Origin of the sequence: Streptomyces sp. ISL-100, from assembly GCF_018614615.1 — a bacterium.
Lineage (GTDB): Bacteria > Actinomycetota > Actinomycetes > Streptomycetales > Streptomycetaceae > Streptomyces.
On record NZ_JAGGOK010000051.1, the window covers coordinates 31,080 to 56,084 of the forward strand.

The 25,005-nt window shown below is 65.6% G+C and carries 17 protein-coding genes and 2 pseudogenes; 7 read left to right on the forward strand and 12 right to left on the reverse strand.

The features are described 5' to 3' along the window. Positions 1 to 726 precede the first annotated feature (726 nt). The 3 genes from J7E89_RS22975 to J7E89_RS22985 all read right to left on the reverse strand — a co-directional run bounded on the left by J7E89_RS22975 (position 727) and on the right by J7E89_RS22985 (position 4,926). On the reverse strand, positions 727 to 975 hold the full coding sequence (locus tag J7E89_RS22975) for a hypothetical protein (protein ID WP_214976272.1): 249 nt from the start codon (positions 973 to 975) through the stop codon (positions 727 to 729). Positions 976 to 1,471: 496 nt separating this feature from the next. Continuing rightward, the gene (locus J7E89_RS22980) at positions 1,472 to 3,469 is read right to left on the reverse strand and encodes a glycosyltransferase (protein WP_214976273.1); all 1,998 of its coding nucleotides are present in this window, start codon (positions 3,467 to 3,469) and stop codon (positions 1,472 to 1,474) included. Positions 3,470 to 4,068: 599 nt separating this feature from the next. Continuing rightward, a complete protein-coding gene (locus J7E89_RS22985) occupies positions 4,069 to 4,926 on the reverse strand; it encodes an alpha/beta hydrolase (RefSeq protein WP_308315571.1) in 858 nt (285 codons plus the stop codon). Between the two features lie 443 nt (positions 4,927 to 5,369). On the opposite strand from J7E89_RS22985, the gene J7E89_RS22990 reads away from it, so the two are divergent. The 4 genes from J7E89_RS22990 (at position 5,370) to J7E89_RS23005 (ending at position 17,833) form a co-directional block, all read left to right on the forward strand. Next, positions 5,370 to 6,851: an integrin alpha gene (locus J7E89_RS22990; RefSeq protein ID WP_308315572.1), complete on the forward strand. Its 1,482-nt coding sequence runs from the start codon at positions 5,370 to 5,372 to the stop codon at positions 6,849 to 6,851. 29 nt (positions 6,852 to 6,880) lie between these two features. Then, a complete protein-coding gene (locus tag J7E89_RS22995; protein WP_308315573.1) occupies positions 6,881 to 10,603 on the forward strand; it encodes a LamG-like jellyroll fold domain-containing protein in 3,723 nt (1,240 codons plus the stop codon). Positions 10,604 to 10,706: 103 nt separating this feature from the next. Next, complete coding sequence (locus tag J7E89_RS23000) at positions 10,707 to 17,537, forward strand: polymorphic toxin-type HINT domain-containing protein (RefSeq protein ID WP_214976275.1); 6,831 nt, start codon at positions 10,707 to 10,709, stop codon at positions 17,535 to 17,537. Continuing rightward, positions 17,537 to 17,833, forward strand: coding sequence for an immunity 53 family protein (locus tag J7E89_RS23005; RefSeq protein ID WP_214976276.1), 297 nt, complete (start codon positions 17,537 to 17,539; stop codon positions 17,831 to 17,833). Before J7E89_RS23000 ends, J7E89_RS23005 begins: the two co-directional genes overlap by 1 nt. Here J7E89_RS23005 and J7E89_RS41020 read toward each other — a convergent pair. Then, positions 17,775 to 18,164 (reverse strand): annotated as a pseudogene (locus J7E89_RS41020) (tyrosine-type recombinase/integrase); the annotation flags it as partial. The gene J7E89_RS23005 and the pseudogene J7E89_RS41020 overlap by 59 nt on opposite strands. 370 nt (positions 18,165 to 18,534) lie before the next feature. Between J7E89_RS41020 and J7E89_RS23015 the strand changes: the two are divergent. Next, positions 18,535 to 18,765, forward strand: a complete 231-nt coding sequence (locus J7E89_RS23015; protein ID WP_214976277.1) for a hypothetical protein — start codon at positions 18,535 to 18,537, stop codon at positions 18,763 to 18,765. On the opposite strand, the gene J7E89_RS23020 is transcribed toward J7E89_RS23015, so the two are convergent. Then, positions 18,762 to 19,334 carry a TetR/AcrR family transcriptional regulator gene (locus J7E89_RS23020; protein ID WP_214976278.1) on the reverse strand — a complete coding sequence of 191 codons (573 nt, stop codon included), beginning with the start codon at positions 19,332 to 19,334 and terminating at the stop codon, positions 18,762 to 18,764. The genes J7E89_RS23015 and J7E89_RS23020 overlap by 4 nt on opposite strands. Positions 19,335 to 19,449: 115 nt before the next feature. Between J7E89_RS23020 and J7E89_RS23025 the strand changes: the two genes are divergently transcribed. Next, positions 19,450 to 19,596 carry a hypothetical protein gene (locus tag J7E89_RS23025; RefSeq protein ID WP_214976279.1) on the forward strand — a complete coding sequence of 49 codons (147 nt, stop codon included), beginning with the start codon at positions 19,450 to 19,452 and terminating at the stop codon, positions 19,594 to 19,596. After that, positions 19,593 to 20,120 carry a hypothetical protein gene (locus J7E89_RS23030; RefSeq protein ID WP_214976280.1) on the forward strand — a complete coding sequence of 176 codons (528 nt, stop codon included), beginning with the start codon at positions 19,593 to 19,595 and terminating at the stop codon, positions 20,118 to 20,120. Before J7E89_RS23025 ends, J7E89_RS23030 begins: the two co-directional genes overlap by 4 nt. A gap of 54 nt (positions 20,121 to 20,174) precedes the next feature. Here J7E89_RS23030 and J7E89_RS23035 read toward each other — a convergent pair whose 3' ends face one another. The 7 genes and pseudogenes from J7E89_RS23035 to J7E89_RS23065 all read right to left on the reverse strand — a co-directional run bounded on the left by J7E89_RS23035 (position 20,175) and on the right by J7E89_RS23065 (position 24,699). Beyond that, positions 20,175 to 20,894: a hypothetical protein gene (locus J7E89_RS23035; protein ID WP_214976281.1), complete on the reverse strand. Its 720-nt coding sequence runs from the start codon at positions 20,892 to 20,894 to the stop codon at positions 20,175 to 20,177. Between the two features lie 251 nt (positions 20,895 to 21,145). Then, positions 21,146 to 21,595, reverse strand: coding sequence for a hypothetical protein (locus tag J7E89_RS23040; RefSeq protein ID WP_214976282.1), 450 nt, complete (start codon positions 21,593 to 21,595; stop codon positions 21,146 to 21,148). An 87-nt stretch (positions 21,596 to 21,682) separates the two neighbouring features. After that, a pseudogene (locus J7E89_RS23045) lies at positions 21,683 to 22,070 on the reverse strand (four-helix bundle copper-binding protein). 164 nt (positions 22,071 to 22,234) lie between these two features. Next, on the reverse strand, positions 22,235 to 22,777 hold the full coding sequence (locus tag J7E89_RS23050) for a DUF4396 domain-containing protein (RefSeq protein WP_214976283.1): 543 nt from the start codon (positions 22,775 to 22,777) through the stop codon (positions 22,235 to 22,237). A gap of 157 nt (positions 22,778 to 22,934) precedes the next feature. After that, positions 22,935 to 23,567, reverse strand: coding sequence for a DUF305 domain-containing protein (locus J7E89_RS23055; RefSeq protein WP_214976284.1), 633 nt, complete (start codon positions 23,565 to 23,567; stop codon positions 22,935 to 22,937). 122 nt (positions 23,568 to 23,689) lie between these two features. Next, positions 23,690 to 24,097, reverse strand: a complete 408-nt coding sequence (locus tag J7E89_RS23060; RefSeq protein WP_214976285.1) for a DUF6153 family protein — start codon at positions 24,095 to 24,097, stop codon at positions 23,690 to 23,692. 185 nt (positions 24,098 to 24,282) lie between these two features. Further along, positions 24,283 to 24,699 (reverse strand): VOC family protein, encoded by a 417-nt coding sequence (locus tag J7E89_RS23065; RefSeq protein WP_214976286.1) that lies wholly within the window; start codon positions 24,697 to 24,699, stop codon positions 24,283 to 24,285. Positions 24,700 to 25,005: the final 306 nt, after the last annotated feature.

Consider the following 25,005-nt stretch of genomic DNA (forward strand, 5'->3'; position numbering starts at 1 on the left):
AAGAGGGCGGGGCCCTTTTCATCGGTAAGGCACTCCGCTGCGTGAGAGTCCGAAACCTCAACTGGCCGTCGCTCAACCTGCATTGATGCAGTGAGGCGTCCCCAAGCTGCTCCCACGGGAGGGCTCTCGGGGGGCCGCCAGGGGACACGCAGGGGACGGAAGGACCCGGAAGGATCAGGAAGGCCGGCGCGCAGTCAGAACGACTACAGGGCGCTGACCTGCGAATATGGGAAGATCGAGGCAAGATCGGGGAGCGATCGGAAGATCCGAAAAGGACTCATAATCCGTCGGCCGTGGGTTCGAGTCCCACCCGCCCCACCAGTAACATGCCCTGACCTGCAGAAACGTCTCTTCGGTGGCTCCGAGTCACAAACTCGGGTCCAACGGAGAGAATCCGCTGCTCACGGGTACCGCTTGAGGTGTTACGGCGGGCGCGTGGGTGCTCCTGCCGGGGCTCTGACCTGCGGCGATGCAGAACAAGCTCGCTGCTGGAAGTTACGCAGCGGAGCCGAATAGCAAGATCCAGTGGACGCTCAGGGGACACGAGGAAATGGAAGGGTCGCCGGAGGCTGGGCGGCCTGACCGAAGGCGCCGCCGGCGCACACGCCGCCGCACAACGCCGTCGGCTATCGCTTGGTCTGGGTGATCCGCCACAGTCGGCGCGGAGCCGTTCGCCCTCCTCGAAGGCGTCCACTCGATGCACGCGCGAGCCCTGAGCCAGGTTCTTCAGGAGAGCCTCGTCGAAGAAGCGCGCGGCGAAGCCGCCGTGTTCATAGATGTTGTCGCTGTGGGGGATCCCGGCGCTGATGGGGGTCCTCCCGGTTCGAGCGCAATCGAGAATCGGGGGAGTGCGCCGCCCGTGTGGCGGACGGTGTAGACGAGGAGTCCGCTGGGGCGCTCGCGGGCGATCGCGGCCATCGCCGCCTGGCTCTCCTGCGTCGACAGCGCCGTGCGCAGCAGCATGCTCGCGAACACGGCGTCCACCCGAGCCGTCGGGCCGACAGTGGATCGCGTACGTCGTGGACGGTGGTCGTCACCCGGTCGACGAGGCCGGACTTCCTTGCCGGGCGGGACGCCGTCGACGAGGGTGAGGTTCTGGCTGGGCTTCGCCCCGTTATCGGGCCCGGCAGGGCCGGCATTGTCGGGAGGTCCGGCGAGCAGCTGCCCGCCGGACAGTGCCCCCCGCCCACAGGCTGACGTCGTAGGAGGGTCGTTGAGGAGACCATGAGCCGGACACGGCGAACAGCCTCGCAAGACGGCTGCCACCTGCGTAGATCCAGCAGAGATCATCAAGCGTCTCCTCCAGGCAGGTTCTCGGGGGACTGCCTGGGACACGCAGGGGACGGAAGGACCCGGAGGGATCAGGCAGGCCGGCGCCGAGCCAGAATGACCAGGAGTCTCTAACTTCTCCCGTCGCTCCGCCGCCGGCTACCTCGTTGCGGAGCCGACCAAGAGGTAAGGGGGCGGGTGGTCAGTTGCGTGTTGTGAGGCGGCGGGTGAGGCCTTTGGTGATGCTGACGCGTTCCACTTGTATGTGAAGCCCCTCGGTGTTCTGGTTGATCTTGGCGTACCAGGGGAACCCGAACCGGGTCCAGCGCAGGACGCTCTCGAGGGGCTGGGTCATCAGCGGGATGTTCCGGCCTTGGGGGCCGTTGTCGCCCAGACGCAGCGTCACGGAGTAGGTGCCAGCGGCCAGGTGGGAGAGCGGGAGGGTGGCTTCGAAGCGGTTGCTTTGGGAGGTGGCCGCAGCGACCGAGGTGTTGTTGCCGTGTGCGTCGACGAGGCGGGCCTTGAGGTGCTGGGCCGGGGACTGGGCCAGGGCATGGACGCCGCGGATGACCAGGGCCATGGGGTCGGAGGTGGCACGTATTCGCTCGACCCGTATTTTGCCGTCGAAGCGGTGCTTGTTCTCGCCGAGGTCGAGGGTGAGGTTGTCGTACGGGTTGGTGTAGTACAGCGTCCCGGGAGTGAGAGAGCCTGTCGTGTCTTCCAGCAGGTACGTCCTGGGTTTACTGGGTATCTCCGGAAGGCGGTTGTTGCCGAACCGGATCTCTTTTGTCAGACCGCCGTGGTCGATGACGACGAAGATGTCCCACAGGCCGTCCGGCAGCCGGTCGCATGCGTCCGCTTTGGTGAGGTCGACGGAGACATAGAAGCCCGCTTGGTCGTAGGTAAGCCCGTCATCTTCGTCGGCTCCGAGCCCGGGGGTGTCAACGGTGGCCATGGGGAAGCGGTGTTCCGCCTTGCTGTCCCGCTCGCGCAACAGCAGCGTGGCGCTGGTGCGCTCGGTGGTCAGGTGGCGCAGGTAGGCATGACCTGACAGGTTGAGCAAGTTCCCGTCCAACTGCACGGCGTCGAGCCGGTGGCGGGTTTGCAGTTCCCGGGTGACGTCGTAGAAGTGGTCCGGTATGCCGCGGTCCTCGTCGCGGAAGAACGGCAGCGCGGCGAAGGCACGTCCGTCCTCGGTGACGAGGTCGGGGCGGGACTGTGCGGCGCCGACCGCTTGTTCCAGTTCGATGAGCTCGTCCAGCAAACCACGGCGGATCAGCTCACAGCGCAGCCGGTTGACCGCCCCCAGCCGCTGCACGAGCGTGTCGGTGCACACCCGCTCGACCAGCTCCCGCAGCTCGCCGAACTGCTCCCGCACAAGCGCCTGGTCCGTCTCGTGCGGGAGATGGTAGAGCGCGTTGGTCATGTCGATGGAGAGGTGCCGGTGCATCAGAGCATCCCGATCCGGCCCCGGGGCGGTGTGCTCCTCGACCAGGTCCACCATCCGGCGCAGCGCCTTGATGCGCTGTCCCGCTCCACGGGTGACGGTGGTGATGTTGCCGCCGTCGTCACGGCGCAGGATGTATAGGCACTCGTAGTCGGCCACGACGGAGATGCCGTCGGCGTGCAGGTAGGCCAGGGCCGTGAACTCCTGGTCCTCGCAGACCTGGTAGCCGGTGGGAAAGCGCAGACTGTGCCGCTTGATCAGTTCGCGGCGGATGAGTTTGAGCGGGTTGAGCGCCCAGTACACGCGGGAGGAGAAGACATCGGTACGCGGTTGGTTGCGGACGAACATCGAGGCCGGTGCTGACCTGCCGTTGACGCCGACCATCTTGCCCAGCACGACATCGGTACGGTTCTTCTCAGCTGCGGCGAGCATCCGCTCCAGCGCCTCGGGCCCGAGGTAGTCGTCCGCGTCCAGGAAGAACACGAAGCGCCCCTGGGCGTGGTCCAGGCCGACGTTCCGGGGCTTGGAAGGTCCGCCGGAGTTCTCCTGGTGGATGACGGTCAGCAGCTGCGGGTAAAGAGAAGCGAACCGCTTCAGCTCGATACCCGTGTCGTCGGTCGAGCCGTCGTCGACAGCGATGATCTCGAGGCGGTCATGCCCAATCGACTGCTCGACGACAGATGTGAGGGTCTTTGTCAGGTAGGGCATGGCGTTGTACGCCCCGATGATCACGGTTATGTCAGGTCTACCCATGGTCACTTCTCGAATTGGCCGACGCCAAGGGCGGGCCGGGTGGCAGCGATCCGTAGCCGGCCGCATCTGAGCGTCCGTACTTTACGCGCCGCCGAGGCGGAGCTGGGGCATCAACAGCGTCCTTTGGCCGGAACAAGCCTCTATGCCGGGCTGGTGGCGGGTGGCTGGGCCCCCGGAGGACGTGTTGCTGGCTGTGACCGGCTGGGCATTTGGGTGTCCGTGGTTCTGAGTCTGCGCAGCTGGGGAGTTAAGCCCGCAGGCTGACACGGGGCGGCCGCGGAGATCCTGTCCGCCCACAGCCAGAAGGCGGCCCACACCAACTGGTGGGTCACTTTCGAAGCCGTCCTCATCTTTCTCGGCGCCTGTTGGCGAGGAACGCTGGTTTCGGATCCTCCGCAGGGCCGCCCCTCGTCGGCAGCGCCTCGGCGGATCACCAGGTCGGCCCGAGCCACTCAACTGGCAACTGCCCGGCTCGAAGTCTGCCCCAGACCGTGGATCTGAGGCAGGCCGACACACCGCTCCCATCAGGGCCATCCCGCCGCTACGTTTGCTGCCCTTTGAGGAATCCAGCACTAGCGGGTCATCGCTGATCTGTCTTATCAGGCAGCGTCGACGCGTGCGTCGATCCAGGCCAGTACTTTGTTCATCATTCCCGGTTCGTCCAGCAGGGAACCGCCGTGGGCAGCTCCGGGGACGGTTTCGACGGTGACTCCGTTGGTCGGCATGCCCTGGTCTACCTCTTCAGCCTTTTCCAGGTCTGTGGAGTGGGTGACCGGTACGAAGTCGTCCTGCGAGTGGATCAGGTACATGGGGGCGTCGTTCGCGCCGGAGGCACGGTTCTTGACGACCATGTCCTTCCAGGTGTCCCAGCAGCTGGCATGCATCGAGGTGTCGGTGTCCGCCGGGTCGGGGTAGCAGCGGGCGAGGACCGTGGCGTTGTCGCGGACCTTGCGTTCCTGGAAGGTGCTGGTCTCGTGGTTCCCGTCGTTCCAGGCCCGGTAGGGGGAAGCGACGGGGGAGAGGCCGACGACTCCCTTCACCGTGTTGCCGCCAGAGCCATACGTGGCAACAGCTGTGGCGATCTGGCCGCCGGCCGAGGAGCCGAGGACAACGACACGGTCCGGGTCGAGGTTGAACTTGGCGGCGTTGTCCCTGACCCACGAAAGCGCGGCCAGTGCGTCGCTTCGTTGGGCCGGCCACTGGGCGTCGAAATTGAGCCGGTAGTCGACGGAGAAGGTGGCGTACCCGGCATCGGCGAAGGCTCGGGACTTGGTGGCCCAGCTCGCATCCTCGTACCAGTATCCGCCGTGCAGGATCACGATGCCGGGCTGGAGAGAGCTGGAGGCATTCCAGTAGGCATCCAGACGTTGGCGGGCGTGAGAGCCGTACTTGTAAGTGACTTCGCTGCGTTCGGCGGCCCGACTGCTCGAGGTGTCGACCATGAGCAGCGTTGCCACCAACGAAAAACAGAACGCGAGAGAGACCAGAACACGCCGCACAGATGCCTGCCTTATAGAGCTGCGCAGGCGCCATTGCGCGCTGGCCCGACTGAGGGAGCGCGTACAGGAGTTGGGGCTGGCTCGAACGCCTGCTTGATCGAGCGAAGGAACTATAGCCCCACGGTGAACTGGAGTGGAACGGCCGAAGTTTGATATTGGCCGATGTGGGGTCCTTTCTGGGGCGCTGGCGGGCTTGGCGGCAGCCATCGCTATTTGGTCAGATTTATGGCTGGCTTTGGGAGTTGGGCTTGACATCGAAGTTGATGCTGGCCGTAACTTAGCCGCCGCTTAACCCGGTCGCGGGTGAACGAAGCGCCGGCAAAATAGACAAATTGGGGTGGGGTGTGCGAAGACGCACAAGCGTGATCGGCTTGGCGGTGCTGTCAGCAGTGACAGTGTCCGTGGGGTTGATACCGCTCGGGACAACTTCCGCTTCGGCGGCGGCCTGCACGGCAGGTACGGAGTTCGATTTCAACGGCGACGGCATCCGCGACACCGCTGTCGCTGATCCGCTTGCCACGGTGAACGGCGCAGAGCGCGCCGGTCTGGTCCGGGTCATTCTGGGCGGGGGCAAGGGGATCGCGCAGGTGTCGCAGGCGACTGCGGGCATGAGCGCCACCCCGGAAACCGGTGACCATTTCGGCTTCTCCATGGCCACCTACGACGCCGACGCTGACGGATGCACCGACCTTGTAGTCGGGGCACCGTACGAAGACATCACTCAAGACGGAACCGATCTGGTCGATGCCGGCGCCGTGTACGTCATCCACGGCACGACGAGTGGGATCGGCGCCGGGTCCACCATCAACGGGTACTCCCAGCAGGCCTTCGACGCGAGCACGGTCACCGAGGCGTACGACTGGTTCGGTTACGCGCTGGAGGCGGGCAAGACATCCTCCAGCAAACCGTTCCTGGCGATCGGCGTTCCCGGAGAGAACGTCGGCGACGTGACTGATGCCGGAGGCATTCACTACGCACAGGGCACCACCAAAACCACAGTCACACAGAACAGCGCCGGAGTCACCGGCACCGCCGAAGCGCATGACCGGTTCGGCTACTCCCTCGCGGCAACCCCTCGCTACTTCGCCGTGGGTGTACCGGGCGAGGCGATCGGCGACAGGACATTCGCCGGGGGCGTGGGCGTCTTCAGCCACACGATCGCCGGTGATGCGCCCACCATGCTGGCCGGCCTGGATCAGGACGCCTCCGGAATCAGCGGCGCCGCAGAACACGGTGACGGTTTCGGCACAGCGATCGCGCTGCTCGCCTACCGACCCTCAGGCGCCACCTCGGAGAGCGACGCGCTGCTGGCGATCGGCACCCCGAACGAAGACATTGGCACCACCGCGGACGCGGGCATGGTGCAGACGCTGCGAATCCCTGCCTCCGGTGCGTACACCGAGATTGAAACAATTGATCACAGCACGGTCGACGTCCTGGGCGAGCCGATGGCCGGGGTCTTCTTCGGTCAGCGCGTAGCACTGGCGAACACGAGTCCCGGATCGGTCGGCACGGCCACCAACCTGAAACTCGCGGTCGCTGTGCCCGGCCACGACACCGCCGGTTCCATCGAGGCCGGCGCCGTCCACGTGCTTCCAGCCCTCGGCGCTCCAGGGACCGGCGACAAGCTGCTGACCCGCGGCGACGGCATCCTGCCCGGCATCGCAGGGGTGCGGGACTTCACCGGCATGGGCCTGTCTGCCTCAGCCACTGACCTGTACGTGGGCGTGCCTTACGGCAAGGCCTCAGGCGAAGCGAAGGGCACTGTCTTCGTCGTGCCCTGGTCGACCGTCGGCGGAGGTTCATCCGCGGTGAAGACGCTCAAACCAGGTGCGGACGGTGTGCCGGACGAGGGCCAGGCATTCGGCTCGGTGATCCAGTGAACAGAGCACGCAACTTCAAGGGTGGAGCAGTGAACGTCAGCACAGCCCGGCGCACAGGACGCCGGGCAACAGCGGTGACGGGCGTGCTGATGACCTTGCTCGCCGCCGGCCTGGCTGGGTTTCCGACCGGAGAGCCGGATATATCGCCAGTGGCAGCGGCAGACAGCACCAGCGCGAAGACCGCCGACAGTGAGCAAGCGGCCCAAGTGACGGCGGCCAAGTCCGGCGACCCCGTTGAGGTGCTGGCCCTCAGGAACGAGCGGACGGAAACGTTCGCCAACCCCGACGGCACCTTCACCGCCAAGGAATACGTCCAGCCGGTGCGTACCCGCAAGGACGGCCAATGGGTCGACCTCGATGCCACGCTGATCAAGCAGCCAAACGGCAACTACGCGCCAAAGGCAGCAACCACGGGCATGGCCTTCTCGGGGGGTGACAGCAAAGTCTTCGCCACGATTGAGAGGGCCGGCAAGACGATGTCCCTGGCCTGGCCGAAGAAGCTCCCGGCGCCCACAATCGAGGACAACACCGCTACCTACCCCGACGTCCTGCCGGACGTCGACCTCGTGGTTCGCGCGGAGTATGACGGCTTCTCGCATCTGTTGGTCGTGAAGTCGGCGAAGGCCGCAGCCAATCCTGAACTGTCGACCATCGAGTTGCCGGTCGAGACTAGCGGTGTGGAGCTCAAGACTCGAGAAGGCGGCGGTCTGGTCGCAGAAGACACGGGCGCGGGCGGCGCAGTCTTTGAGGCTCCGCAACCCATGATGTGGGACTCCAGTCATGAGGCGCCCGCACCCACCTCACCGCAGACACCGGCCGAAACAGCCGAGCCGACCGTGGAGTCGGCACAGAAGGCTTCCTTTATCGCCTCGCCCGCGACGGAGCGCACCGCAGCACGGGCCGAGGGCGCCGGGGACGGTCAGGAGGACAAGCCCGAGGCTGGCCCGGAGGACGGTGCGCAGGTTGCCGATGTCGGACTGTCAATGCGCTCCGACGCAATGGTGCTCACCCCGGACTCGTCGCTGCTCAAGGGCGCGGACACTGTTTACCCGGTCTACATCGACCCGGTGACCAAGACCTCGACGCGCACCGGCTGGACCATGATTTCCTCTTACTACCCGAGCGCGGAGTTCTGGAAGTTTTCCGACCATGAGGGTCTGGGACGGTGTCCTTCGGATGTCTCCTACCGGTGCGCGAGCACTGACGACAGGAAGCGACAGTTCTTCGCCCTTCCGACAGGATCGTACGAGGGCAAGACGATCCTCGAGGCCGAGTTCGCCGTAACGATGGTGCACACCTACGACACCTCGGGGAAGTCCGTCGAGCTGGGCCGGGTCAACAGCACCGGTGGCAGCGCGATCAGCTCCAGCACCAATTGGAACAACCAGCCCTCCCTGAAGGACACCATCGCCTCACAGTCGCCGACGAACCCCGCCGGTTCCTGTACCTCGACCAACCAGAACGTCCGGTTCAACGTCAAGAGCACAGTGCAGAAGGCGGCGGACAACGGCTGGGACACCACCACGTTCCGCCTCAAGGCCGGCTCCGAGGACTCGTACGCATACTGGAAGCGTTTTTGCGGAAACGCTCACATCGAGGTGAAGTACAACCGTGCTCCGTACCAGCCCAAGATGTCCGAGCTGTCGATGAACCACGGTGGCTCCTGCGAGTACGGGTTGGCCGACAAGCACTACGCCGATGAGGTCCCCACCCTGAGGGCCGTCATCCGCGATCCCGACCACAACGACGCCGGCGGTAACACCGAGAAGCTGCGCGCCAAGTTCAAGATCTACTGGACCTCCGGCGGGGACACAAAGACGTACTACCCGGTCACCGAGGCCAAGCAGACACACAACGTCCCGAAAAACGATGACGTGGGCTACGCAACGTTCTCGTACAAGGTCGGCAGCGACATCCCGGGCGACGGAGTGGGCGCCTTCAGCATCCCGCAGAACGCAGTCATTGCCTGGGAGGTACAAGGCATGGATGACGCCGCAGCGGGACCGTGGAGCAGCTCTGGAGATGCCGCCACCCGCTGTGAATTCATCTACGACTCGACCAAGCCCAAGCCGCCCGTGATCTTCTCGACCCAGTATCCGGACAACGACATCTGGCACGACGGAGTAGGCGACTACGGCAGCTTCACTATGAACTCGCCCTCCGCCGATGTGACCAAGTACAACTACCGGTTCACCGGTCAGACATGGAAGACCGTTCCCGCAGAGTCATTGGGCGGTCCCGCGACCATCCGCTTCATGCCAGACCGTGAAGGTCCCTTCACTCTAGAAGCCAAGGCCGTGGACGGCGCCGGTCACACACAAGAGACAGCGGTGGGGCACACCTTCCTGGTGAACGACGGACGCGCCCCCAAGGCCGCCTGGTCACTCGGCGACGTGGCCGGATCCACCGAGGCCGCGGGCGCAGCGGGCACGCCCGCGGCGCGAGCCGGATCGGGCGTGAAGTTCGGCGAGCCGGTGCCGGGCCGACCCAACGAGACAGCCGTCGCACTGGACGGAACCGCGAACGGCTACCTCGATGCCGGCAAGGCCGTCGTGGACACCTCCAAGTCCTTCTCGGTCTCGGCCTGGGTGACCCTCTCGGAGCTGCCGAACAACCCCATGGTCGTTCTCAGCCAGGACGGTGTCGCCGAACCGGGATTCACACTCGGCTACGACGGTGAATCCCGCATGTGGTCCTTCCGGGCACCCGCCAGCGGAATCGAGTCGCTGGGTTCGTGGAAAGTCGCCGGAGCCAGAGCTCAGAAGAACGTGCCCACGCACCTGATCGGCGTCTACGACGCTGAACTGGGCAAAATGATGATGTACGTCAACGGCTACCTCATCAAGGACGACATCGTCACACGCGGCACGGCCTGGAACGCCGGCGGAGCTCTCCAGATCGGACGAGCCCTCGCACTGGACGACTACCGGTACCCCTTTAAGGGCAAGGTCGCTGACGTCGAGGTCTATGACCGGGTTATCACCGAGAGCGAGGGACGTTTCGTCGGCGGCATAGCGCCGCACCAGTTGGCGTACTGGCCGCTGGAGGACGCTGTCGCACGCAACACACCAGAGGCCGCCGGCGGAGCCGCTCTTGCCATGGCTGGCAGCAGCTCCATCTACCAGCCGGATGACACCTGCGACATCAACACCGAACCGGAATGCCCGCCCGTCGCGGAGCCGCTGTGGGGAGACGGCCACCTGGCGCTCAACGGCAGCACGGACTACGCATCGCGTGGCACCGGCCTGCTGCCGACCGAAGGAAGCTTCACCCTCACGGCCCGCGCGCGGCTTGCCTCGCCCAGCGCGACGAAGGACCAGACCGTTCTGTCCCTGCCAGGTGTGAGCAGCAGCGCCGTGGTGGTCCGCTACTCGAAGGCCGACAACCGATGGCAGCTGGCGGTCACCGACAAGGACGCGACTGCAACCGTTACTAGGAAGGCTGTCGATTCGCAGGTGATTCCGGCAGTAGACGGCAGCGGGGGAGACCACCTTGCGCTGGTCTACGACGCCCAGTTCGAGGACGTCCGCCTCTACGTCAACGGCCAGTTCGCCGGAGCGAAGAGTGCCTGGCCGAGCACCTGGGACTTTTCCAAAACGAGCGTTCAGATCGGACGAAACCTCACCGGCACCACAGCCAGTGAGTACTTCTCCGGAGCACTGGACGAGGTACGCGTCTACCAAGGCGCTCTCGACTCCAGCACGGTCGCGACCGTAAGAGGGCTCGTCGCCGGCTCGAGCCTGACGGAGTAGCTCACTCCGCGAGGGGTGGGCGGGCCACCGGCCTGCCCACCCCCCTTTTTTTACTCTCTCCCCGCACGCATTCCCTTAGTACACCTACTCAACGGAGCTCCTTATGTCCACGCCAGCCTGGTTCCGGTCTGCGAGACCGTTCCAGAGCCGCTTGAATCGACGCCATGTCATCCTCTCGGTCGGCGTTGCGCTGACCATCGGTCTGTTGCCGCAGTACGTGCCAACGGCCGAGGCCAAGGGACTCGAGCGTCCCGGCCTGCAAGACATGGGCGACCCGGTTCGCGGCAAGAACGCCAAGTACAAGAAGCACAAAGCGAACCCGGCGGAAAACGCCCGAGTCACGAGACCCACCAAGGTGGTGTGGCCCAAGCCGGGCACCGATGAGATACATATCGGCAAGAAGCCGGCGAAGGTCGACGGGTTGCCGCTCCTGGTAGGCCCGCCGAAGAAGGCCACGAAGTCCAGACCGACCCCCGACTCGGTCCAAGTCGAGGTAGTGAGCCGCAAGAAGACGAAGGCTGCCGGCATCGATGGGGTGCTGCTGAGCGTCACCCGCACCGACAACGAGAACCAGCAGGGCGCGGCCCAGCTGAAACTCGACTACGCCGACTTCGCCAGCGCATACGGCGGCAACTACGGGTCCCGGTTGCGGTTCGTTCAATACCCGGAATGCCTGCTCACCACACCGGAGAAGAAGAAGTGCTCCACGCCTCGTGAACTGCACAGCCGAAATGACGCCGATGCGCAGACGCTGACAGCAGACGTTCCGATCGCGGCCTCGAACAACGGCGTCCACACTCAACTGGCACGCACGGAGACCAGCAGCGCCGGGGCTTCGACGATGGTCGCGGCCGTCGCCGACTCCTCTGGCGACAAGGGCACCTATGGCGCCACTCCTCTGTCGCCTTCAGCGGAGTGGAGCGTCTCGAACTCCTCCGGTGCCTTCAACTGGAGCTACCCTCTGCGAACCCCACCCGTCCCGGGCGGACTGGCTCCGACGGTCTCCTTCGGCTACAACTCGCAGTCCGTGGACGGCCAGACGGCGGCGACCAACAACCAGGGCTCCTGGATCGGCGAGGGCTTCGGCTACGAGCCGGGCTTCATCGAACGCCGCTACAAGAGCTGCGCCGACGATGGCCACGCCGACACCAACGGTGACCAGTGCTGGGCGTACGACAACGCCACCATTCAGCTCGCAGGTGGCCCCTCCGGCGAGTTGATCAAGGATGACACCACCGGCAAGTGGCGGATCTCGACCGACGACAACTCCAAGGTCGAGCACCTCACCGATGGCGCCAATGAGGATGACAACGGAGAGCACTGGCGGATCACCACCACCGACGGCACCCAGTACTCCTTTGGCCTCGACCGGCTGCCCGGCTGGTCCACGGGCAAGGAGGAGACCAACTCCACCTGGACTCTTCCGATCTACGGGGACGACGCAGGCGAGCCCTGCTACAACGCGACCCTCGCCAACGCCCACTGCAATCAGGCATGGCGCTGGAACCTGGACTATGTGAAGGACCCGCACGGCAACGTGCTGTCGTTCTCCTACGGACGGGAAACCAACTACTACACCCAGGGCCTGAAGACCACGGAGAACGGCAAGCCGTACACCCGCGGCGGCTACCTCAAGAGGATCGACTACGGCCAGCGGGACGGGAATGTCTACACTGCCCCGGCAGCAGGCCGTGTCGTTTTCGAGGTCAACGAGCGGTGCATCGGCGCAGCGGCGGACTGTGAACCCGCCGACTTGACCGACACTACGGCCACGCGCTGGCCGGATGTTCCGTGGGACCGCAACTGCAAGGTCGACACGAAGTGCGCGGGCCAGAACTCTCCAACGTTCTGGACCCGCAAGAAGCTGAACAAAGTCACCACTCAGATCCGCTCCGGCACTGCATACAGCGACGTGGACTCCTGGAAGTTCACGCACCTCTACACCGACAATGGTGACGGATCCAAGTCGCTGTGGCTGAACAACATCGACCACACCGGACACGTCGGTGCCGCCACAGCAACCATGCCGTCGGTCGAACTTCTCGGCCAGCAGCTCCCCAACCGGGTGGACAAGGCCGACGACAACATTCAAGCGATGAACCGCTTCCGGCTCTCTGCCGTCGACAACGACACCGGTGGCCAGCTGGACATCATCTACGCGAACGCCGAGTGCACCGCAGACGCCCTGCCCGCGGCCGACTCCTCCACCAAGCGGTGCTATCCCGTCAAGTGGAACCCACCGGGCGTGACAGAGCCGATCACTGACTGGTTCCACAAATACGTGGTCGACCGCGTGGTCCAGACCGACCTCACCGGCGGTTCGCCGGACATGGTCAACACCTACGACTACCTCGGTAGCGCAGGCTGGAACACTCCGAAGCCGGACGGGATCAGCGACCCCGAGTACCGCACGCGCAGCGACTGGCGTGGATACGGCAAGGTCCGGGTGACCAACTCCGACGGCACCGTCAGCGCGTCCAACACCCGCAGTGAGCACGTCTTCCTGCGGGGACTTGGCGGCACGGTCACGGACTCGCAAGGCGTTGCGCACCCTGACAGCGACGAACGGTCCGGCTTCGAACTGGAAACCACGACCTACAACGGCGCGTACACCGCCGACAAGATCGTCACCAGGAGCATCGCTACCCCATGGACGCGCACGACGGCGACCCGGGTGAAAAGCTGGGGCACGAGCAAGGCGTGGTTTACCCGCCCGGCGACCACCAGCACATATACGGCGCTTGAGGGCGGCGGCTGGCAGGAGGTCAAGAGCACCACGCGATACGACTCCACCAATGGCCGGGTCACCAACGTCGACGACTACGGCAAGGTCGGCAATGGCGCCGACAACCAGTGCACCCGCACCGAGTACGCCGACAACACAACCTCGCACATGCTCGAGGCCGTCTCCCGGGTGGAGAAGGTAGCGGTCTCCTGCGTCGACCCCGTCGACCGGAAGACCCAAGTAATCTCCGACGACCGGACCTTCTACGACGGCAAGGGGCTGGGTGAGGCGCCCACGAAGGGCGACACCACCAAGGTCCAGAAGCTTGCCTCTCACGACGGCACCACGGCGGTTTACCGCACCGTCACCGAGTCCCTACCGACCGACTTCGACATCTACGGCCGCTTCACCAAGGTCACAGACGCGGCGGGCAACATCACCTCCGTCGCCTACACCGAGACCAACGGCCTGACGACGAAGAAGACCGAGACCAACGCGCTGAACTGGGTCTCCACCACCGAGTACAACGCGGCATGGGGCCAACCGTCGGCGAAGATCGACATGAACGGTAAGCGCACCGACTTCGAGTACGACGCGCTCGGCCGCCTCACCTCGGTGTGGATGCCGGACCGCCCGAAGGCGGAACTCTCCCCTTCAATCAAGTACAGCTACCTGGTCCGCAAGAACGCTCCGGTCACCGTCAAAACGGAGAAGATCTCCAACGACGGGTCTTACGGAGCTGAATACACCCTCTACGACGGCCTACTGAGGCCTCGCCAGGAGCAGACAGAGGGTTCCGGCGGCGGCCGTATGGTCGCTGACACCTTCTACGACGGCCTTGGCAGAATCGCCAAGACCTACACGGACTATTACACGTCTGGCGCGCCCAGCGATCTGCTGTTCCAGGCCGTCAACGGTGATGTCGACGCCCAGTCCCGCACTGAGTACGACGGCGTGGGACGTACGACGGCCAGCATTTTCCAGGTCGCGGGCGAGGAAAAGTGGCGCACCACGTACTCCTACGGCGGTGACCGTATGCACGTTGACCCGCCGGTCGGCCAGGCTCCGACGACGACCATCACCGACGGGCGCGGACGCACGACCGACATCCGCCGCTACAAGGGAGACAAGCCACTGCCAAGTGGCACATCCGCCGACTATGAAGCCATCAGCTACACGTACACGCCTGCTGGTCAGCTCAAAACGGTGAAGGATGCTGCGGGCAACACCTGGTCCTACGGCTACGACCAGCTCGGCATGAAGACCGACGCCGACGATCCGGACAGCGGTAAGTCGCGCTACACCTACGACTCCTTGGACCGGTTGACCTCCGTCACTGACGCCAAGGGCAAGAGGTCGACGAAATACGACGCCCTCGGCCGCACGCTCTCCACATGGGAGGGCGAGCCGGACACAGGCACCCGACTCACTTTGTCGACGTACGACAAGCTCGCCAAGGGCGAGGTGCACGGTGCCTACCGGTACGCCAATGGCGCCGTACAGTCCAGCACGGTCATCGCCGAGCTTGATGAGATGTACCAGCCGACAAAGATCAACCACACGCTGGCGGGCTCGTCCACACCGGAGCTCAACGGCACCTACGCGTACTCCATGCAGTACAACCGTGACGGCACGATCCAGTCAGCGGGTCTCCCTGCCGCAGGCGATTTGCCGGCCGAGACGGTCTCCTACGTCTATGACGAGCTCCAGCGTCCGACGCAATTGAAAACTTCACTCGGCAGCACGTACGTGAACGCAGCACGGTACTCGCCCACCAGCCTGCTCCAGCAGCTGGAGCTGACCACGGGCGGATCCTCGGACAAGAAGACCTGGCTGACATACGAGTACGAGCGCGGCTCCGACCGCCTCACACGCTCACGCGTCGACCGCGAGAGCGCGTCTGCCGTCACCTACGACGCGCGGTACACCTACGACGCCACAGGCAACGTCACTGCCATCGCCGACACACCGACCGGTGGTCAGGCCGATGTTCAGTGCTTCACCCATGACTGGCAGTCGCGGCTTTCCAGTGCCTGGTCCACGGCTAACGCGTCCGACGGCGCAGTCGGTTCTGCCAAGGGCAACAGCGCGTGTGCGACTGCTCCGATGCCGAGTGCCATCGGCGGTCCGGCCCCCTACTGGCACTCCTTCGAATATGACGCATCAGGAAACCGAAGCAAGCAGGTTCTCCACGGCGTCGGCGGCTCGGGTGCTACAACCCGGACGTACTCCTACGGCGATGCGGACCAGGACGGCATGGCGGGCGAGGCTGGCGACGGCGGCCCGCACATGCTCACCAAGATGGTCCAGGACGTCCCACAGAGTGGGCAGAGTCCAGCGGTTCACTCTCAGGACACCTTCACCTATGACGGTGCGGGCAATACCGACAAGCGCATCCTCAACGGCGATACCCAGGACCTCGATTGGAACATCGAAGGCAAACTAGCCAAGTCGATGCAAGGCACGGAGGAATCAACCTTCGCCTACGACGCCGAGGGTGAGCGGGTTCTCCGAAAGGAGCCCCACGCCACGACGTTCTACCTGCCCGGCATGGATCTGCGCCTGGATGCCACTACCAAGACGGTCACCGGAATGCGCTACTACGGATTTGGTTCCGAGACGGTGGCCCTAAGGACCAAGAACGGTGTGGAGTTCCTTGCTTCCGATCACCACAGCACCGCCGAGATCGCGATCAATGCAGTCACGGGAGACACAACCCGTCGACGAATGGATCCCTTCGGCAGCGAGCGCGGCGATGATTCGAAACAATGGATAGACGACAAGGGATTCCTCGGGAAGCCCATCGACAAGTCGACAGGACTTACTCATATTGGGGCACGTGAGTACGAACCGGAGAACGGCCGGTTCATCTCAGCCGACCCGATCATCAACTTCACGAACCCGCAGCAGATCAACGGGTACGCGTACGCCAGCAACAACCCCGTCACCCAGTCCGACCCCACTGGCCTGTGCGCAGAAGTCGACTGCCCGACCAGGGACATCAACGGCGTCAACCACACCCCCCTGCCCGCTGATTCTCCGCATCACACTCCCTATCCGACGACCAAGACGCCGGTCAACAAGCAGCATGAGGCCACCCAGGCCCAGGGAGAATCAGACGCCGCCCGGCGACGTGCGGAGGCCGCCAAGCAACGTGCGATAGCGGCCGCCAAGGAGCTCGCGGACATCGCAATGCGTGAGCTGGGCATCACCGACGCGCTGGACTGCTTGACCACAGGCAGCCTCGGAGCCTGCGGCTCAACCATCGTCAATGTTGCCACTAGCTTCGTCGGTGGACTCGCTGGGAAGCTCGCCGTAAAGTACGGATTCAGCCTCAAATGGCAGAAGGGTATTGACCTTGCAAAGAGCGTGTGGGGTCTCCTGAAGAAAATTACGAACGGCTTCTATTCTTGGTACAAGAACAAGAAGAAAGCCGAAAGACTGGACGATGCGGCGGGAGAAGCCGCTGATGCGGCCGACTCGTGTAATAGCTTCCTACCAGCCACCAAGATATTGATGGCTGACGGCACAGCAAAGTCGATTAAGGATGTAGATATCGGCGACGAAGTTGTTGCCACCGATCCGGAGGCTGGCAAGACCCGGATTCAAACGGTCACCGCGGAGATCAAGGGTCAGGGCGCAAAGCACCTCACCAAGGTGACCATCGACATTGACGGGAAGACGGGCGAAGAGACCGCCTCGGTCACGGCAACCGACGGCCACCCCTTCTGGGTCCCCGAGCTGGGCGAGTGGCTCGATGCCGTCGACCTCCGGGCTGGCCAGCAGCTCCGCACCAATAGCGGCACCAATGTTGAGATTGCTGCAGTTGAGCATTGGGCGCAGCGAGCCACCGTTTACAACCTCACTGTCGCGGACTTCCATACGTACTACGTCGGGATCGGCGGTCAAGATATACTCGTCCACAATGCGCGGGTAAAAAACCTCTGCCCGGACGAGGATGCCGAAGGACCGCACACGACGTTCCGCAGGGACGGTGCGACCGGGAACATCGATCACTATCAGGAGTGGGTGCGCCCAGAAGATCCGCGAGACCCTCGGCCGTTCATTCCGGGAAAGCGAGTGGACGTGAAGGGGCAGCCTCACTACGACAAGAAGACAAAGACGTCCATTCCGACTCCGCATGTAAATCTTCCCGGCCGAGACGTAAGGCCTGCGGAGTCATGGGAAATACCGGCTAGGATCCGATGATGTCAGATTCACTTCTTGCCAGACTCGAGAAATGGTATAGCCAACAGTGCGATGGCGACTGGGAGCACTCGTACGGGGTGCACATCGATACACTCGACAACCCCGGATGGCTCGTCGTTGTCGACCTTGAGCAGACCGAGCTGGAGGGAAGATCCTTTTCCTACGAGGAAGATCGCACCGACGACGACTGGGTCAATGCGTCGAGCGACGGGCGCAAGTTTCAGGGGGCGGGAGGGCCTAGCAACCTGGAGGCAGTACTTCGCGTGTTCCTGGAGTTCGCCGAAGGCGGGCACTGAACGAGCCCCTGCACGTGAGAATCTGCAGGCGAGCATAGAAGTGCGGCGGTGCAGTTCCTGGCCGGCGATCCTTCCGTCGTAGGTCGTGGTTGCGCCGGTGGTCATCCGACCACCGGCGCAAACGCGTATATGCGCGGAAAAAAAACCAGGCCGCGTGGGCGTAGACGGTAGCCGTGACGCCGATGTGGGCGTGGCCGAGAAGCTCCTTGATGACGACGAGTTCGACGCCCTGCTCGAGGAGGAGGGTTGCTGTGATGTGGCGGAGGTAGTGGAAGCGGATGCGGCGGATGTCGGCCCGGCGGAGGAGCACCTGGAAGGTACGGGTCAGGGCACTCCGCTGCGCAGGAGTCGCTATCCACCCCGCGAACTGGCATGACTTACGGGACGCCAGCTCCAACGGCCGCCCTTGGGGCCGCTCAGGGGACAGCGAGGGGACATAAGGACCGACTCAGACCGCGAAGGATCTACAAAGGCCAAACATAGCGATGCTTTCTGACCTGAGGAAAAGGCGAAGATCAGGCAATAGTGACAAGGGTCGACACGATCATCAAAGGACTCATAATCCGTCGGCCGTGGGTTCGAGTCCCACCCGCCCCACCACGCAGTGGTCTTGCAGAAACGATTCGCCCAGCGAAAACGTAACGGCAAGGGCCGTCGCGGAAGCCGTGGCGGCCCTCGCTGTAGCCCCGGAACAAGATCCAGTGGACACGCACGGGACGCAGGGCGCCCGAAATGCCACCACCTTCGGACAGCATCGGGATGAGACCGAACTCGCCCCGTGGGCGAAGCGGCTGACCGCTCTCACCGCCTTGGAGAAGGCCGGGCTGACCGACGAGCAGCACCAGGCCATCCACGCTGCCTTGACCCGTTCTCTCTCCGTCCTCACCGGCGGACCGGGCCTTCCGTTCTGCTCGCTTGTGCTCGCTGGTTAAAGCGGAACCGGGCGCAGACCGTCGAGGGTGACGGTGACCAGGCGGGTCACCGCCACCTGAGAAGTCAGGGTGGCCGCAGCGGTCAGGGCGTGGAGGCAGTACTGGGCGAGCTCGGCGGGTGGTACGTCGGAGCGCAGGTCACCGGCCTCGGCGGCCTCGGCGACCAGGTGCTGGAGCATGCCGTGCAGGTGCCGCTCGGCGTGGGTGACGTGCTCTCCCTGGTGCAGGAGGGCGGCGAGTTCGCCGCCGTGCCGCTGGCGGGCGATGCCCGCGTACGCCTCAAGCACCGCCGTCAGACGCTCCACGGCCGTGCCGTTCTGGTCGCGGATGCCCGCGAGCTGGTGGAGGTGGCCGGCGACCTGGCGTTCATGCCAGGCCAGCAGCACGGCTTCGACATCGGAGAAGTACTTGTAGAGCGTGGCGCGGCCGATCCCGGTCTGTTCGGCGATCTGCGACATGGTCACCGACCGCAGGCCGCCGTCGGTCACCAGCTTCGCGGTGGTGTCCAGGATCGCCTCACGTACGGCGGCGCGGTGCGCGTCGATCGTCTCGTTCCACAGCTTCGGCACCCACCCAGGATACGGACGTCCACGGACGATACACTCGGTCTTTGGTAGAGACAGTGTGTCTCGAAAAACGGGTGTGGTTCTCTCGCGACCCGCACCCGGATTCGTGGAGGGCGTCATGGCAGGCTCACCGAATCGTCACGACGCTGATGGCGAGGGGGCGCCGCGCTGGGTGAAGGTGTCCGCGGCGATCGCCGTCGTCCTGGTCGCCGTGTTCGTGATCGTGCACCTGGCCGGCGGCGGCATGGCGGGGCACACGCCGTGACCCCGTTCCCGCCGCGGCTGCGGAAGCTGACCCTTACCCTCCACGTCACCGCCTCGGTCGGCTGGCTGGGCGCGGTCGCGGTCTTCCTCGCCCTCGCCATCGCCGGGCTGACCAGCAGCGCGCCCCAGACCGTGCGGGGCGCCTACCTGGCCATGGACGTGGTGGGCTGGTACGTGATCGTGCCGTTCAGCGTCGCCTCCCTGCTGACGGGAGCGGTGCAGTCGCTCGGGACGGTGTGGGGACTACTGCGCCACCACTGGGTCATCGCGAAACTGCTGATCACCGTGATCGCGACCCTTCTGCTGCTGGTCCACATGCAGCCGGTCGGCCACCTCGCCGACGCGGCCGCCCGGGCCGCGCTCGCGGGCGGCGAACTGGAGGGCATGCGCATCCAGCTGATCGCGGACGCGGCCGCCGCCCTGCTGGTGCTGCTCACGGCGGCCGCCCTGTCGGTGTTCAAGCCGCGCGGTGTGACCCGCTACGGGCGCCGCCGCCTGCGCGAGCAGATCCCACAGCCGCGCTGAATCGTTCACCCCGAGGGGCGCGACCGTCCGGGACGCGCGCGCAAGCAGGCCGGCTCAGTGCTGGTGTCCGTCGTCGTGCCCGGGCTCCTTGCTCGGCTGGGTGTCCTTCGGAGAGGGGGTGGGCTGGGAGGCCGGCTTGGTGGTGTCGCCGCCGTGGTCACCGTCCTGGCCTTCGTCGCTTCCCTTCTCGCGCACGACATCGCCGTGGCTGTGTCCACCTCCGGACCCCTCGGCCATGGTCGGAGCGATGTGGCGCAGGCCCAGGAAGGTGAGGGCCGCGACTACAAGGACGGCCAGGCCCATGAGGCCGAAGATGCGCCGCCAGGGCCTCTTGTCTTCCTTCAGGAAGAAGGCGACGAAGGACAGGACGATCCCGAGCGGTATCAGCACGGCACAACGGTCCGGGAGGTCCGCGAAGTGCTGCATGCCGCCGCTGAGCATGCCGAGGCCGAACGAGAGCATCGTCGAGGTGCCGAGCACGCGCAGCATGCGTGACAGGGGCTGCCTCTCGGACGCGAGGATGATGTCGTTGAGGACGGTTGCCAGGAGGAAGACCAGCACTCCGGACGCGGCGATCAGCGAGTAGCGGGTGGGGTCCATGGGGTGGTGGACGACTGCGCCACTGATGAGGCCGGCGCCTACGTAGTAGCCGACATAGCCGATGTAGCGCCAGGGCAGCGAGGCTTCCCGCTTCCTGTGGGCGCGGCGGCTGCTTTGGGCCGGCTGCGACGGAGCTGGGGGCTGGGGCGGGGCGAGACGGGATGAGGAGGACAAAGCGGGCCTTTCGTTGATGTGCAGGAGACGTGGGATCGCGACCTGGGGCTGTCAGCGAGATACGGGCGCGCCACGCCGAGACAGACGCCCCTGGGCGCGACGGAGCTCGAGACCGGGTGTGGCTCCACGCCGGGCTTCGCTACCAGGGGGCAGAGAGGGCTCCGCGGAGGCATGGCCGAGTCATCGCCGACGTGCAGGCGGGAGACGGTGTGAGAGGGCCAGCGGTCGCAGACCGGCTGGAGCGCGGTGATTTAAATCCGCAGGACCGCTGAGTCCGGCAAGAGCGGGGACGACCAGTCGGCCACAGCGGATCGGGCGGCGGCAGGTACGTATGCGTACGGAGGCCGAATGGCCTGGGCCTCGCACGGGGCCGACAGCGCAGCGGCCTGTACGGGCTGGCCGGACACGCACTCGTGAGCCGCGTGCTGGGGTGCCGGAGCCTCGTGGTCGTCGGTGTGGCGCTGGTGGGAGTGCGAGCCGGGGGCGTCGTGGTCGTATTCGGCGGAGACCGGGGCCTGGACGTTGAGGGCTACCGCATTGGTCGGCGCCCCGAGGTGGGCGTGGCCTGCGGCGCTCTCCGCGCTTACGCCGTGTGTGTACATCAGCGTGAGGAGCAGCGCGGCAAGCACCCACGTTCGCCACGGGCCCGCTGCACGAGAGCGGGACCGCGGCGCGCTACGGGTCGCCGGGGCCACAGTCATGCGGGGGAGCATAGCGTCACGTCCGCTGTGGACCTCCTGTGGGCGTGTGCTCGACTTCCAGCGGGCGGGGTGGATGGCGGGCGGGCGTCAGCCCAGTGAGGTGATGAGGTCGTTGCGCGCCTGCTCGCAGCTTCGGCAGGCTTCGGCGCAGATGCGGCAGTGTTCATGCATGTCCGCATGGCGGGCGCATTCGTCGCCGCAGGCTCTGCTGACGGTGGCGCAGGCGGTCAGGATCGCGCGGGTGATGTTGGCGTCGTAGCCGGTGTGCCGCGAGAGGACCGCGGCGGTGGGTGCAGATGTCGGCGCAGTCCATGTCGGTACGGACGCACTTGGCCAGTTCGCCCACCATGCCCTCGGACAGGCAGGCGTCCGCACATGCCGTACACGCCTGCGCGCAGGCAATGCACTCCTCGATGCAGCGGGTCAGCTTGGCCTGGTTGATGTCGCCGAGGCCGGCCGGGTAGGTGGCGAGCATGTCCTTGACGATGCGGACATGAAGATGCCTCCGTCTCCACGGGGCCGGCAGACCTGGGCGGCCGCCTGGAAGCCCCGAGTGCATCGCCGGCTAACGCCCCCGGATGCGAACGCGCCCGGCCGCACCTTCACGGTGCGGCCGGTCTCGGTGTCGAGCGGCTGTGGTCAGTGGTAGGCGTGGACGACGGCGTGGCCTTTGCCGCGGCCGATCATCCACTTGTTGACCGGGGTCGTGATGAAGAAGGCGACGACGAAGCCGCCCAGCAGCGCGGTCCAGAACAGCGCGTCCGACAGGTGGGCGTCCATCGCTCCGGGCGTCAGGGCGATGATCCCGTTGTCGACGAACTCCATCACCGCGATGGAGACGGTGTCCGCGGCAAGCGCCACCTTGATCGCGGACTTGAAGTCCAGGCCGGCCCGGCGGACCGCGAACAGGGTGAAGGAGTAGCCGAAGACGAACGCCAGTGCGATCGCCAGGACCATGGTGGGCACGTTGCCCCACAGCAGGGCGGTGCCGATGACCATGCCGAGGATCTCGCCGATGGCGCAGCCGGTCAGGCAGTGCAGCGTCGCCTTCGCCGCCGTCCCCCAGGACGCGCCCCCGTGCATGTGCGCATCGTGTCCGCCGGCCGCCTGGTGCGCGGTGTGGTCGTGAGCGGTGCCGGTGTGGTCGTGAGCGGTGCCGGTGTGGTGTGCGCTGTGGTCCATGACTGTCATCCCCATTCCCGCCCAGTGTGGCCCGGTCCCGTGGCCCACACTACAGCAATATACCCCCCAGGGGTATATTGCTAGGGTTAGCAGGCATGAAAACGACAGCGGGGTTCGGTGGGCCCGGGCGGCCCGCCGCACCCCGCTGCCGGGTCGGTCAGCTCTTGCCGAGCAGGTCCTTCATCTTGGTGATCTCGGCGGTCTGCGAGGCGATGATGGCGTCCGCCATCTTCTTGGCATCCGGGAAGATCCCGTCGGTCTTCGCCATTCCGGCCATCGAGACCGCTCCTTCGTGATGCTTGATCATCATCTCCATGAAGGCGGTGTCGAACGCCTTGCCCGAGGAGTTCTCCAGCTTGTCCATCTCCTCGGCCGTCATCATTCCGCCCGCGCCGTGGGTGGAGTGGTCCATGGCCCCCTCGGCGGGCACCTGCTCACCCCAGGCGGTCAGCCATCCCGACAGGGTCTTGATCTCCGGGTCCTGCGCCTTCTTGATATCGGCGGCGAGCTGCTTCACCTCGGCCGACTCGGCGCGGGAGGGGGCGAGGTCGGCCATCTCAACGGCCTGGCGGTGGTGGGGGATCATCCCCTTGGCGAACGCGACGTCGGCCGCGTTGTGCTGCCCCTGCGCCGTCGGCGCCGAAGCCGAGGCGGTCGGTGACTTGGAGGTGTGGCCGCTGTGCCCTTCAGAGCTCTCGTCGCCGGACCCGCAGGCGGCGAGGACCAGCGAGGCCGCGCCGGAGGCCACGACGACGGCACTGCGGCGGAAGAGGGAACGGTTCTTGATCATGATGGTGCGACTCCTTGATGCGCAGCCTTGAGCGGGCGCGCGCCGATGCGGAATGAGGATGTGCCGGAGCGCGGCATCCCCGTGCCGGCCAAGCCGGGCCAGGAGGTGCCGGGCGGGCGGCTCTATATCCGCAGGAGTTGCAGCTCAGCGAGGTCGGGCGGCGCCCGACCGACCTCCGGGGCCCCCGCCGCACTACCGGTCAACGCCACAGGCGCGGGTCCGGTGTCGAGGGCCGCAGGCAGCCCGGGAGGCGCGTAGGGTGCGCTGAGACCGGCCGCCGCGCAGGTGGCGTCCGCGTGATTGACGTGGCCCGAGCCGCCATCGGTGTGCGAGCAGTCCCCGACTGCCTGATGGGCGGCCTCTTCGTGGGCCATCACTGTGCCGTGGGCATGGGTCGCTGCCGACGCCTTGGGAGCCAGTCCCGGCCCAAGGCCGTGCATCGCCAGCACCCCGGCCAGCACCGCGAGCACGATGAGCACGAAGCCGCGCCCGGCCGGGCGGCGGCTCGACGGCTGCACCGTGCTGCTCATGCGGTCATCGTACGATCCGGTCCCGAGCGCCGCCGTGCCCACCTCCCAGGGACCCGGCAACCGCGTGACCGGCTGACGCGGTTCTCAGGAACAGATCTTTCCCGGAGCGAGATCAAGAGAGAACCCACGTCTGTGGGGGTCTCCTTCTGCGTCTGGGGCCGCTGGCCGGGCCGGCCGCCGGTCGTTCAGGACTGCTGCTGGTTGATGTTGATCATCCAGACGATGCCGAAGCGGTCCGTACACATGCCGAAGACGTCGCCCCACATCTGCTTCTCCAGCGGGACGGAAACCGTGCCGTCGCCGGAGAGCTTGTCCCAGTAGCCGCGGAGTTCGTCGGCGTCCTCCCCGCTCACGCTCACGGAAATGTTGTTCCCGGGCTTGTGCTCCATCCCCGGAGGGGTGTCGGAGGCCATGAGAGTGAAGCCGCTGTCGGTCTCCAGCATGGCGTGCATGATCTTGTCGGCGGCATCTCCGGCACCCTTCTCGCCGAAGTCGCCGAACGTGTTCATCCTCAGGCTGCCGCCGAAGACTTCCTTGTAGAACTCCATGGCTTGCCGGGCGTTGCCGTCGAAGCTGATGTACGGGTTGAGTCGAGAGGCCACAGGGTGTTCCTTTCGGGGCGGTATGTCAGTTCTGGCAGATTAGGGCCCCGACCCCTCCCCTCGCGCTGACCGGCGCGCGGCGGTCCGCACTGGTGAAATTCATACATGCCTCGGTGCGCCCCCGGCGCACTTCTGGCGTTCCGAATAGGCTCGCCGTCCGTGGGCGGTGTGCGTCGTAGGTTGATGACGGTTCGCCGCCGCTTGCGGCCGCCGTCCATCCCCCCACGCCTCATCCGCTCGCGCGAATCCGGTCCCCGGTAACGGCGCCGGCAACGTCTCGGCTGGGGGCAGAGGGAGGGGCACCGT

Excerpts from the sequence above, each read along its gene's own strand:
- J7E89_RS23000 (WP_214976275.1), top strand. The coding sequence starts at position 10,707 with ATGTCCACGCCAGCCTGGTTCCGGTCTGCGAGACCGTTCCAGAGCCGC.
- J7E89_RS23025 (WP_214976279.1), top strand. The coding sequence starts at position 19,450 with ATGGCAGGCTCACCGAATCGTCACGACGCTGATGGCGAGGGGGCGCCG.
- J7E89_RS23005 (WP_214976276.1), top strand. The coding sequence starts at position 17,537 with ATGTCAGATTCACTTCTTGCCAGACTCGAGAAATGGTATAGCCAACAG.
- J7E89_RS22980 (WP_214976273.1), bottom strand. The coding sequence starts at position 3,469 with ATGGGTAGACCTGACATAACCGTGATCATCGGGGCGTACAACGCCATG.
- J7E89_RS23050 (WP_214976283.1), bottom strand. The coding sequence starts at position 22,777 with ATGGACCACAGCGCACACCACACCGGCACCGCTCACGACCACACCGGC.
- J7E89_RS23040 (WP_214976282.1), bottom strand. The coding sequence starts at position 21,595 with ATGACTGTGGCCCCGGCGACCCGTAGCGCGCCGCGGTCCCGCTCTCGT.
- J7E89_RS23055 (WP_214976284.1), bottom strand. The coding sequence starts at position 23,567 with ATGATCAAGAACCGTTCCCTCTTCCGCCGCAGTGCCGTCGTCGTGGCC.
- J7E89_RS23060 (WP_214976285.1), bottom strand. The coding sequence starts at position 24,097 with ATGAGCAGCACGGTGCAGCCGTCGAGCCGCCGCCCGGCCGGGCGCGGC.